Annotated in this window: 12 protein-coding genes; 6 read left to right on the plus strand and 6 right to left on the minus strand. The window is 68.4% G+C overall.

Annotated features, from left to right (window positions below):
- Positions 1-73: 73 nt before the first annotated feature.
- The 5 genes from yajC (at position 74) to Q0C81_RS09270 (ending at position 4,440) form a co-directional block, all read left to right on the plus strand.
- Complete coding sequence (gene yajC / locus Q0C81_RS09250; RefSeq protein WP_291836790.1) at positions 74-328, plus strand: preprotein translocase subunit YajC; 255 nt, start codon at positions 74-76, stop codon at positions 326-328.
- Between the two features lie 31 nt (positions 329-359).
- Positions 360-1,955: a protein translocase subunit SecD gene (gene secD, locus Q0C81_RS09255; RefSeq protein ID WP_291836769.1), complete on the plus strand. Its 1,596-nt coding sequence runs from the start codon at positions 360-362 to the stop codon at positions 1,953-1,955.
- A complete protein-coding gene (gene secF, locus Q0C81_RS09260; protein WP_291836770.1) occupies positions 1,955-2,944 on the plus strand; it encodes a protein translocase subunit SecF in 990 nt (329 codons plus the stop codon). Before secD ends, secF begins: the two co-directional genes overlap by 1 nt.
- A gap of 182 nt (positions 2,945-3,126) precedes the next feature.
- Entirely contained in the window at positions 3,127-3,747 is a 621-nt protein-coding gene (locus Q0C81_RS09265) for a hypothetical protein (protein ID WP_291836773.1), read from the plus strand.
- Between the two features lie 69 nt (positions 3,748-3,816).
- Entirely contained in the window at positions 3,817-4,440 is a 624-nt protein-coding gene (locus Q0C81_RS09270) for a squalene/phytoene synthase family protein (RefSeq protein ID WP_291836775.1), read from the plus strand.
- 31 nt (positions 4,441-4,471) lie between these two features.
- On the opposite strand, the gene Q0C81_RS09275 is transcribed toward Q0C81_RS09270, so the two are convergent.
- From Q0C81_RS09275 to trmFO, 5 genes are all read right to left on the minus strand, one after another.
- Positions 4,472-4,927 (minus strand): carboxymuconolactone decarboxylase family protein, encoded by a 456-nt coding sequence (locus Q0C81_RS09275; RefSeq protein ID WP_291836776.1) that lies wholly within the window; start codon positions 4,925-4,927, stop codon positions 4,472-4,474.
- Positions 4,928-5,026: 99 nt separating this feature from the next.
- Positions 5,027-5,494, minus strand: a complete 468-nt coding sequence (locus Q0C81_RS09280; RefSeq protein ID WP_291836778.1) for a GNAT family N-acetyltransferase — start codon at positions 5,492-5,494, stop codon at positions 5,027-5,029.
- Entirely contained in the window at positions 5,491-6,366 is an 876-nt protein-coding gene (locus Q0C81_RS09285; RefSeq protein WP_291836780.1) for an oxygenase MpaB family protein, read from the minus strand. The genes Q0C81_RS09280 and Q0C81_RS09285 overlap by 4 nt, the downstream gene beginning before the upstream one ends.
- A gap of 11 nt (positions 6,367-6,377) precedes the next feature.
- Positions 6,378-6,584: a hypothetical protein gene (locus tag Q0C81_RS09290; protein WP_291836782.1), complete on the minus strand. Its 207-nt coding sequence runs from the start codon at positions 6,582-6,584 to the stop codon at positions 6,378-6,380.
- On the minus strand, positions 6,584-7,975 hold the full coding sequence (gene trmFO, locus Q0C81_RS09295; RefSeq protein WP_291836784.1) for a methylenetetrahydrofolate--tRNA-(uracil(54)-C(5))-methyltransferase (FADH(2)-oxidizing) TrmFO: 1,392 nt from the start codon (positions 7,973-7,975) through the stop codon (positions 6,584-6,586). Before trmFO ends, Q0C81_RS09290 begins: the two co-directional genes overlap by 1 nt.
- 132 nt (positions 7,976-8,107) lie before the next feature.
- Here trmFO and Q0C81_RS09300 point away from each other — a divergent pair, with 132 nt between their 5' ends.
- Positions 8,108-8,932, plus strand: coding sequence for a hypothetical protein (locus tag Q0C81_RS09300; RefSeq protein ID WP_291836786.1), 825 nt, complete (start codon positions 8,108-8,110; stop codon positions 8,930-8,932).
- 7 nt (positions 8,933-8,939) lie between these two features.
- On the opposite strand, the gene uvrA is transcribed toward Q0C81_RS09300, so the two are convergent.
- Positions 8,940-11,294: excinuclease ABC subunit UvrA (gene uvrA, locus Q0C81_RS09305; RefSeq protein WP_291836788.1), on the minus strand; the 2,355-nt coding region annotated here is incomplete at its 5' end.

The raw sequence follows: 11,294 nt of genomic DNA on the forward strand, positions 1-11,294 counted from the left end.
CCGGCGCTTCTCGGAGAACAAAGTGCAGGAAATCCTGGCCGGCCCCGCCGGAACGTTCGTCTTCATCGTTCCGATGATCGTGCTGTTCTACTTCCTGATGATCCGCCCGCAGCAGCAACAGATGAAGCGGCACAAGGCGATGATCGAGGCGGTCAAGCGCGGCGACACCGTCACCCTGTCGAACGGCATGATCGGCAAGGTCACGCGCGTCGAGAACGACGAAGCCATGGTCGAGATCGCCCAGGGCGTGAACGTCCGCGTGATCAAGTCCATGATCGCCGACGTGCGCAACCGCACCGCGGTCGCCGCCAACGACGCCAAGGCCTGATCGGTCTCCTGAAAGGTTCGGGACAGCCCGCATGATCCATCTGTCGCGCTGGAAGGTCATCCTTCTCGCCCTGTCCGTCGTCTTCGGCCTGCTGTTCGCGGCGCCCAACATGCTGAGCCCGGCCCAGCGTGACGCGCTGCCGGGCTGGCTGCCGAAGAGCATCCTGAACCTGGGTCTCGACCTGCAGGGCGGTTCGTACCTGCTGCTGGAAGTCGATGTGCCGGCCATGCGCGCCGCGCGGCTGAACAACCTGGCCGAGGACGCCCGCACCGTGCTGGCCGAAGCCAGCATCGGCGTCAGCACCATCTCCCGCCAGAGCGACGGCGTCATCGTCACCCTGGCGGATCCGTCGCAGATGGAACAGGCGCAGGCGGCCATGCGCGCCCTGGTCGTCAACAGCCCGACCGGCACGGACCGCCTGGTCCAGCGCCAAGGCTCCGACCGTCTTCGCTACGCCTTCACTGAAGCGACGATGAACTCCATGGCGTCCGACGCCGTGACCCAGTCGATCGAAGTCGTGCGCCGCCGTCTGGACAGCACCGGCACCAAGGAAATCTCCATCACCCGCCAGGGCGCGGACCGCATCGTGGTCCAGGCTCCGGGCCAGAGCGACCCGGCCGAGCTGGAACGCCTGATCGGCCAGACCGCCCAACTGACCTTCCAGATGGTCGACGTCGAGAACTCGATCCAGGAGGCGCTGAACGGTTCGGTGCCGCCGGATTCCGAAGTTCTCCCTGGCGCTGACCCGCGCGGGCCCGCCTTCTACCTTGTGAAGCGCCGCATCCTGGTCTCGGGCGAGAACCTGACAAAGGCCGAGGTCACGCAGGACCAGAACCAACGCACCGCCATCGGCTTCCGCTTCGACGGCGCCGGCGCCCGCCGCTTCGGCGAGGCGACCGCGGCCAACATCGGCAAGCCCTTCGCCATCATCCTGGACGGCAAGGTCATCTCGGCGCCGTCGATCCGCAGCGCCATCACCGGCGGCTCCGGCGTCATCGAAGGCAACTATTCGATCCAGGAAGCCTCCGAGATGGTCAACCTGCTGAACGGCGGCGCCCTGCCGGCTCCGCTGAAGGTCGAGGAGCGCCGGACCGTGTCGGCCGAACTGGGCGAGGACGCCGTGTCGGCGGGCGCCCTGTCGACGGCCATCGGCTTCGGCATCATCGTGCTGTTCATGATCCTGGCCTACGGGATGCTGTTCGGCGGCATCTCGGTCATCGGCCTGGTGTTGAACGGCCTGCTGATCGTGGCCTGTATGAGCCTTGTCGGCGCCGCCCTGACCCTGCCGGGCATCGCGGGCCTGATCCTGACCTTCGCCGTGGCTGTCGACGCCAACGTGCTGATCTATGAGCGGATGCGCGACGAGGCCCGGGCGGGCCGCAGCGTCATCGCCTCGATGGACGCCGGCTTCTCCAAGGCCATGGCCACCATCATAGACGCCAACGTCACCACCCTGGTGGCCGCGGCGATCATGTTCGTCTTCGGCGCCGGCCCGGTTCGCGGCTTCGCCTGGACGCTGGGCATCGGGGTGTTCACCTCGGTCCTGTCGTCCGTGCTGGTGGCGCAGGTGCTGCTGGCGTTCTGGCTGAAGACGGCCAAGCCCAAAAAACTGCCGATCGCGGAGTGATGGCGATGCGTGGATGGCCCCTCATCAAACTGCTGCCGCAGAAGACGAATTTCCACTTCGTGAAGTACGCCCGCTATGCGGCCTTCCTGTCGGTGATCCTGTGCGTCGCCTCGATCGTCGCCTGCTTCGTTCCCGGCCTGAACATGGGCATCGACTTCCGGGGCGGCGCCTCACTGGAAGTGTCCAAGCCGGCCGGCCAGGTGGTCAACCTGGAAGAGGTTCGCGGCGCGGTCAGCGGCCTGGACCTCGGTGACGTCGGCGTGCAGGGCATCGCCCGGCGCGACAACAACATCGACGACGGCTCCACCGCCATCGTGCGCTTCCAGGTGCCGGACGGCCGCGACCAGACCGTCGTGGTGAACCAGGTCGAGGCCGCCATCACCCAGGCGACCGGCGAGGTCACCTATTCGGGCGTCAGCGTCGTTGGCTCCAAGGTGTCGGGCGAACTGTTCCAGTCCGGCCTGCTGGCGCTGGGTTCGGCCATCGTCCTGATGTTCCTGTACATCTGGTTCCGCTTCGAGCCGCAGTTCGGCTTCGGCGCGGTCGCCGGCCTGCTGCACGACGTGGTCCTGACCTTCGGCCTGATCGTGGTGTTCAAGCTGGAATTCAGCCTGACCATGGTGGCCGCGATCCTGACCGTCATCGGCTATTCGATGAACGACACGGTCGTCGTGTTCGACCGTCTTCGCGAGAACCTGCGCAAGTACAAGACCATGCCGCTGCGCGACGTGATCGACCTGTCGCTGAACGAGACCCTGTCGCGGACGATCATCACCGGCGTGACCGCGGTCATGGTGCTCGCGGCCCTGGCGGTCTTTGGCGGCGAAGCCCTGTTCGGCTTCTCCATCGCCCTGATGTTCGGGATCATCATCGGCACCTATTCGTCGATCTATGTCGGCGCGCCGATCATCCTGCTGTGGGGCGTGAAGCGCGGCGGCGCCGCCGACGACGCCAAGCCGATCAAGCTGGGCATGGCCTCGCGCCCGTAATCCGGAAGATTCTCCCTCCCCTCGTGGGGAGGGTGGACCGCGTAGCGGGACGGGTGGGGGAACCGGGCGCTCGGATGCGGACCCCACCCCGTCGTCGCTGACGCGCCGACATCCCTCCCCATGAAGGGGAGGGAGGGGTACGGTGCCGCTTCAACGATTCTCGCCCGGGGAGGGGCGACGACATGGGCAAGCTGCTTTCCAACTTCCGCACCACCATCCTGCTGAGCCTCGCGCTGGCGGCGGTCATGATCTTCGCCTTCGGCCGCACCGCGCCGGGCGGCTTCGATCTCGGCTTCTGGCAGGCCACGTTCCGCTGGGCGCACCTGGCGTCGGGCATCCTGTGGATCGGCCTGCTGTACTATTTCAACTTCGTCCAGATCCGGGTCATGCCGGCGATCCCGGCGGAGCTGAAGCCGGCCATCGGCAAGCATATCGCGCCCGAGGCCCTGTTCTGGTTCCGCTGGGCGGCGCTGGCGACGGTCGTCTTCGGCCTGGCTGTGATGTTCACCCGCGGCCACGCCTACGCCATGGAAGTGCTGAGCTTCGGCTTCGCCGGCGGCCTGACGGAAGACCAGAAGGGCTTCACCCTGATGGGCGTCGGCGTGTGGCTGGCCATCGTCATGTTCCTGAACGTCTGGGGCGTGATCTGGCCGAACCAGAAGCGCGCCCTGGGCATCGTCGTGGTCGATGACGCCGCCAAGGCCAAGGCCGCCCGCATCGCCATGCTGGGCAGCCGCACCAACCTGCTTCTGTCGCTGCCGATGCTGACGGCGATGGCCATGTACCAGACCCTGTTCGGCTGATCCGCCGAACCGATCGCAATGCGGGGCCGGGGAGGCGACCTTCCCGGCCTTCCGCGTTATGGGGAGCCGATGACTGTCCTCGAAGCCCAGGTCCGCGACGCCGACACCGACCGCTGGCTGTCCAGCCGGTTCGTGGCCGATGCGCAGGCCCGCGCCGACCTGATCGTGCTGTACGCTTTCGAGGCCGAGCTGATGGCCATCCCCACCCGGGTCACCCAGCCGCTGCTGGCCGAGATGCGCTACGCCTGGTGGCGCGAGCAGATGGACAGGGTCTTCGCCGGAACCGCCCGCAAGGGCCATCCGGTGCTGGAGGCCCTGACCGACATGGTCGCCCGTCACGACCTGCCGCGCGCCCCGTTCGACGGCCTGATCGAGGCGCATATCGGCCGGGTGCACGGCGAGCCCCACGATCTGGACGCCTTCTACGTCGGCCCGATGCAGCTGGCGGCGCGGATGCTGGCCGGACCGGGTCTGGACGAGGCGGTGGCGGACGCCGGCCGCGTGCGCGGCCTGAGCCAGACAGGGCGCCGCGATGAGGCCGGAGCGCTGAAGACCGCCGCCAACCGGGCCCTGAAAGGCCTGCCCGTGGCCGCCTTCCCGGCGGTCGCGCCCGCCGCCCTGGGCGACCCTGAGGCGCCCGAGGCGGCGAAGCGGTTGAGGCTGGTCTGGGCCGCGCTGAGAGGCCGGATCTAGGCCGCGCAGGCGACAGGGAGCTGGCCCGGGATCAGAACCAGGGCGCGCCCGCCGGATGATGCAGGGTGGCGTTCAGGCGGTTGAAGAAGTTGGTCGTGGCGATCCACAGGACGATGCCCGCCAGCGCCGGCTCGTCGAAATGGGCCTTGGCCGCGTCCCAGACGTCGTCCGGCACGCCAACGGAATTGTCGGCCAGGCGGGTGGCGGCTTCGGCCAGGGCCAGGGCCGCGCGCTCGGCGTCGGTGAAGTAGGGAGTCTCGCGCCAGGCCGAGACGGTGTCGAGCCGCTCGTCGGTCTCGCCGGCCTTGCGCATCTCCTTCGCGCCGGAGGCGACGCAGGCCGAGCAACCATTGATCTGGCTGGCGCGCAGATGGACCAGGTGCAGAACGGTGACCGGGGCGCCCGACTGGTGGGCCGAGGCGTAGAGGGTCTGAACGGCCTTTTGGGCGTCGGGCAGCATGGCGAGCAGGGTACGGGAAAGGCGCATGTCGGGGCTCCATGAGGACGGCCGCCCGGCGCCCTCATGGCGCCAGATCCGTCCGTCATCAGGGAGACGAGACGGGCCCGCCGGATGTGACATCCCCCGCTACAAATCGAGATGCAGGAACTGGTTGAAGTCGGTGGCGGCATAGCCGCCGAAGGCCGGACCGTCCGCGAACCCGCGCCGCCGGTAGAGGACGAGGGCCGGGTCGAAGGCCGGGCCGGAGCCGGTCTCCAGGCTGAGGCGGGACAGGCCGCGCGCCTTCGCCTCGGCGATGATGTGATCCAGCAGGGCCGCCGCCACGCCCTGACGCAGGTGATCCGGATGGGTGCGCATCGACTTCAGCTCGCCCTGTCCGCCGGGATGTGTCTTCAGGGCCCCGATGCCCGCGATGGCGTTGTCGCGCCACACGCTCCAGACCGTGATGTCAGGTCCGCTCAGCCCCGATAGGTCCAGAGCGTGAACCGACTCCGGCGGCGAATAGGCCTGCATGCCCTTCAGATGCAGCGCCAGCAGGTCGCGGGCCGGCGCCCCCGTCAGATCGTCGATGCGGATACTGAACGCGGCGGTCATGGGTAGCTCAGCACCTCCGGCGGATGGACCGTCGTATTGGGCGAACCGCGGAAGGCCCAGCGGATGAAGCGGGCGGTGGACAGGGCGCCCGCCCGGGTCAGGAGCTGGGGCGGGCCGAAGGGGCGCTCGTGCATGGCCTGGGCCCAGTCCGGCAGAAGGTCGAGCCCCGCCTGCATGATCACGCCCGCGGCGGCGTCGACGGCGGGGGAGCCGACCCGCTGACGCATCACCATCCGCGCCACCTCGCGCGTGCGGGCGTCGGCGCGCAGCTGGGGGCGATAGCTGCGGATCAGGGCTTCGGCCTCGGCGCGGCTGCGGGGAATGGGGTCTGCGTGCAGCGCCTCGGCGATCCGCGCGGTCTCGGCGAAATAGGCGTCCTGATCCGACATCGGCATGTTCGGCTCGGCGTAGCGGATCCAGGCGTCGAGGAAGCTGATGGTCTCGGTGACATGGACCCAGGCCAGCAGGGCCGGGTCGGAGACGCGATAGGGCCTGCCGTCGGGCAGGACGCCCGCCAGCTTGGCGTGGATGCGGTTGACCTTGTCGATGGCGGCCTGGCCCCGCTCGGCATGGTCATAGGTGGTGGTGGCGATGAATTTGGCCGTCCGCCTCAGGCGGCCGTGCATGTCGGCGCGGAAGTCGGAATGGTCCCAGACCCCGGCCAGCACCGCCGGGTGCAGCATCTGCAGCAGCAGGCCCGAGACGCCGCCGATCATCATGGTCACCACGTCGCCGTTGACCCGGGCCGCCACGCAGTCCGGCGGGAACAGGGCGTCGGCCCGGCGCAGCACGGGCCGCTCACCCTTGTCGGCGTCATTGAAGACATCGGTGATCTTCTGGCGGATGGCGCGGCGGGCGAAGTCGAGGGCCATGGCGGTGCTTCTCAGGCCTGACCGGCGGCCGGTCCCAGCAGGGCGATTTTCTTGTCCAGGCGGGCGACCTCGTCCTCCAGGCGGGCCTGTTCGGACGCCATATCGACGGGCGAGCCGTCTTCGTATTTCAGCTGCGCGCCCTGGGCGATCAGGTCGAGGCGGTAGATCAGGGTGACCCGGCGGTCGGTCAGGCGTTCGAGCTCGGTCGGGTCCGACATCAGCCCGCGTCCCGCCAGGCCTTGAGGGCCTCCAGCCCGCGGATGCTCATCAGCCGCTTCTTGGCCCGCCCGCGCTCCTTGGGATGGATGCGCTTGCCGTCTTCATCGACCTTGGGCGCCTCCAGCGGGGGCAGCAGTCCATAGTTGATGTTCATCGGCTGGAACTTCGAACCCTCGAGGTGGCCGCCGGTGATGTGCTCGACCAGGGCGCCCATCGCCGTTTCCGGCGGCGGGGCCGACAGGTCGCGACCGAGCGCCTGGGCGGCGGCGAGGCGGCCGGTGAGCAGACCCATGGCGGCGCTCTCGACATAGCCCTCGACACCCGTCACCTGGCCGGCGAAGCGCAGTCGCGGCATGGATTTCAGGCGCAGCTGCTTGTCCAGAAGCTGCGGGCTGTTGAGGTAGGTGTTGCGGTGCAGGCCGCCCAGACGCGCGAACTGGGCGTTCTGCAGGCCCGGGATCATGCGGAAGGTCTCGGCCTGGGCGCCGTGCTTCAGCTTGGTCTGGAAGCCGACCATGTTGAACAGGGTGCCCAGCGCGTTGTCCTGGCGCAGCTGGACGATGGCGTGGGCCTTGACGGTCGGGTTGCGCGGATTGGTCAGGCCGACGGGCTTCATCGGGCCGTGGCGAAGGGTCTCGCGGCCGCGCTCGGCCATGACCTCGATGGGCAGGCAGCCGTCGAAATAGGGGACGTTCTCCCATTCCTTGAATTCGGCCTTGGGTCCGTCCAGCAGGGCGTCGATGAAGGCGTCGTACTGGGCCTTGTCCATCGGGCAGTTGACGTAGGCGGCGGCGTCGCCGCCCGGGCCTTCCTTGTCATAGCGCGACTGGCGCCAGGCGATGTCGAAGTCGATCGAGTCGGCGTGGATGATGGGCGCGATGGCGTCGAAGAAGCTGAGGCTCTCCTCGCCGGTGGCCTTCAGGATGGCGTCAGCCAGGGCGGGCGAGGTCAGGGGGCCGGTGGCGACGATGACATTGTCCCACGCCTCCGGCGGCAGGCCGGCGATCTCCTCGCGCACGACGGTGACCAGCGGATGGGCCTGCAGCTTCGCGGTCACGGCCTGGGAGAAGCCGTCGCGATCGACCGCCAGGGCGCCGCCGGCGGGCACCTGATGGGCGTCGCCGCAGCTCATGATGATCGAATCCAGCGCCCGCATCTCGGCGTGCAGCAGGCCGACGGCGTTAAACTCCCAATCGTCCGAACGGAAGGAGTTGGAGCAGACCAGCTCGGCCAGGCCGTCGGTGTGGTGGGCATCGGTCTTCACGCCGGGGACGCCGCGCATCTCATGCAGGATGACGGGCACGCCCGCGTTGGCGATCTGCCAGGCGGCTTCCGAGCCGGCAAGGCCGCCGCCGATGACGTGGACGGGAGAGGGGGAGGTGGAGCTCATGAGCGGGGTTCTAGCCCGCCCCGCCGGGTACGCCAGTGCTTTATGGCCGCGGCGGGGATTTCGCCGGGAGCCTTGCGCCGGAGGGGCGGCTGGACGCATGAAGCGGGCATGAGCACCGAGCGGAGTCGCCCCATGACCGTTTCAGCCACCGAGGCGACCTTCGAAGGCTTCCGCGTGACGCGTCACAATCCGGGTGTGATCCTGATCTGGGCTGCGGTCTGGCTGGTCGGTCTGATCGCCGCGGCGGTCGCGACCTTCCCGATGCTGTCTCCCTGGGCGCCGGAGATGACGACAGCGAACGGCGACATATCCAAACTGTCCGCGCCCGCCTTGGCGGCGATCAGCAACGCCGGCTACGCCGTCCTGCCGGTCGTGCTGCTGATCCAGACCGTGCTGATGCCGGCGTTGTACCGGGCGGTGCTGCGTCCGGAGCCCAAAGGCTTCGGCTACCTCCGGTTCGGGTCCGACGAACTGCGCATGTTCCTGGTCGCCCTCGGCCTCGGGGCCGTGTCCGTGCTGCTCAATCTGATCAGTTCCGGGCTTGAGACCGCCGCCGCCCAGACGATGGGCGCGGTCGGCGCCCTGGTCGTGTCGATGGCCGTGTTCGCCACCTCGATCGCGATCACCGTGCGGCTGTCGCTGGTGGCGCCGATCACCCTGCTGCGCGGCAAGATCTCGTTCGTCGAGGGCTGGCACGTGTCCGCCCGCTGGTTCTGGCCGCTTCTGGGCATCACCGTGCTGTCGATGACGATGGCGGCCATCGTGGTCATCCTGCTGCTGATGATCGGCCTGCCGTTGCAACAGGCCGTCACCGGCGGGGCGAGCGCGGTCACCCCGCTGTCCACGATCAGCTTCCTGCTCCTGCTGCTGCTGATCCCGCTGGGCGCCACATTGGTGACCACGATCCTGTGGGCGCCCTATGCGGCCATGTGCCGGAACCTGCCGCCGCGGGACTGACCGGGGATCAGGCCCGCGCCTTCGCCCGGGCCGGCTTCTTCTCCGCCGTCGAGACAAGGCCCGCCACGCGCGCCTTGCGGCGCTGTTCGTGCCGGTCCAGCACCTCCTTGAGGTATTTGCCGGTCCAGCTGGCGGGATTGGCCGCGACCTGTTCGGGGGTGCCGACCGCGACGATCTCGCCACCGCCGTCGCCCCCCTCGGGCCCGAAGTCCAGCAGCCAGTCGGCGACCTTGATGACATCCAGGTTGTGCTCGATCACGACGATGGTGTTGCCGTTCTCGACCAGTTCCTGAAGCACCTCCAGCAGCTTGCGGGTGTCCTCGAAATGCAGGCCCGTGGTGGGCTCGTCGAGGATGTAGAGCGTCTTGCCGGTGGCCCGCTTGCTGAGCTCCTTTGACAGCTTGACCCGCTGGGCCTCGCCGCCGGACAGGGTGGTCGCCGACTGGCCGACCTTGACGTAGCCCAGGCCGACCCGCTCCAGTGTCAGCATCTTGTCGCGGATAGAGGGCACGGCGGTGAAGAAGCGGGCGGCTTCCTCGACCGTCATGTCCAGCACATCCGAGATGGACTTGCCTTTGAACACGATCTCCAGCGTCTCGCGGTTGTAGCGCTTGCCGTGACACACATCGCAGGTGACGTAGACGTCCGGCAGGAAGTGCATCTCGATCTTGATCAGGCCGTCGCCCTGACAGGCCTCGCAGCGGCCGCCCTTCACATTGAAGGAGAACCGGCCGGGACCGTAGCCGCGGGCCTTGGACTCCGGCAGACCGGCGTACCAGTCGCGGATGGGGCCGAAGGCGCCGGTGTAGGTGGCCGGGTTCGAGCGCGGGGTGCGGCCAATGGGCGACTGGTCGATGTCGATGACCTTGTCGAACAGCTCCAGTCCCTCGATCCGGTCGAAAGGAGCCGGGGCGTCGGACGCATTGTGCAGGCGGCGCGCGGCGGCCTTGTACAGGGTCTCGATCGTGAAGGTCGACTTGCCGCCGCCGGACACGCCGGTGACGCAGGTGAACAGGCCGCCGGGGATCTCGCCGGTGACGTTCTTCAGATTGTTGCCGGTGGCGCCGCTGATCTTCAGCATCTTCTTGCGGTCGACCGGACGGCGGCCGTCGACCGGCAGTTCGATCTCGCGCTCGCCGGTCAGGTATTTGCCGGTCAGGGAGTTCGGATTGGCCATGACGTCGGCGGGCGTGCCCTCGGCGCAGACCTGGCCGCCATGGACGCCGGCCGCGGGGCCCATGTCGATGACGTAGTCGGCGGTCAGGATCGCCTCTTCGTCATGCTCGACCACCAGGACCGAATTGCCCAGGTCGCGAAGCCCCCTGAGGCTTTCCAGCAGGCGGGTGTTGTCGCGCTGGTGCAGGCCGATGGAGGGTTCGTCCAGCACGTAGAGGACGCCGGTCAGGCCCGAACCGATCTGCGAGGCCAGGCGGATGCGCTGGCTCTCGCCGCCGGACAGGGTGCCCGAGGCCCGCGAGAGGCTGAGGTAGTCCAGGCCGACGTTGTTCAGGAACCGGAGGCGGTCCGAGATTTCCTTCAGGATGCGGCGGCCGATCTCCAGCTGCTTTTCGGTCAGCTGGTCGGGCAGGGCGCTGACCCACTCGTAGGCCTTCTTGATCGACAGCCACGACACCTCGGCGATGTCCTCGCCGGCGACCTTGACCGCCAGGGCCTCGGGCTTCAGGCGCTTGCCGCCGCAGGCCTCGCACGGGGTCTCGGACTGGAACCGGCCCAGTTCCTCGCGCACCCAGGCCGAGTCCGTCTCGCGCCAGCGGCGCTCCAGGTTCGGCAGAACGCCTTCGAAGGCCTTGGAGGTCTCGTACTTCCGGGCGTTGTCGTCGTAGGTGAACTTGATCTTCTCGCCGCCCGAGCCGTGCAGGATGACGGTCTGGGCCTTGCCTGGCAGCTCGCGCCACGGCTTGTCCATCGAGAAGCCGTAGTGGGTCGACAGCGACTGCAGCGTCTGGGTGTAGAGGGGCGAGGGACCGCGCGACCAGGGGGCGACGGCCCCGCCGTGCAGGGTCTTGTCCTTGTCCGGCACCACCATGTCGGCGTCGAAGGCCAGCTTGACGCCCAGGCCGTCGCAGACCGGGCAAGCGCCGAAGGGATTATTGAACGAGAACAGCCGCGGCTCGATCTCGCTGATGGTGAAGCCGGAGACCGGGCAGGCGAACCGCTCCGAGAAGGTGATCCGGCGGGGCTCCTCGCCCTCGGCGGCGTTGGCCCATTCGGCCACGGCGATGCCGTCGGCCAGCCCCAGAGCGGTCTGCAGACTGTCGGCGTAGCGGCCTTCCAGACCGGCCTTGGTGACGATCCGGTCCACGACGATGTCGATGTCGTGCTTGAACTTCTTGTCGAGGGT

Source organism: Brevundimonas sp. (genome assembly GCF_023259385.1).
Lineage (GTDB): Bacteria > Pseudomonadota > Alphaproteobacteria > Caulobacterales > Caulobacteraceae > Brevundimonas.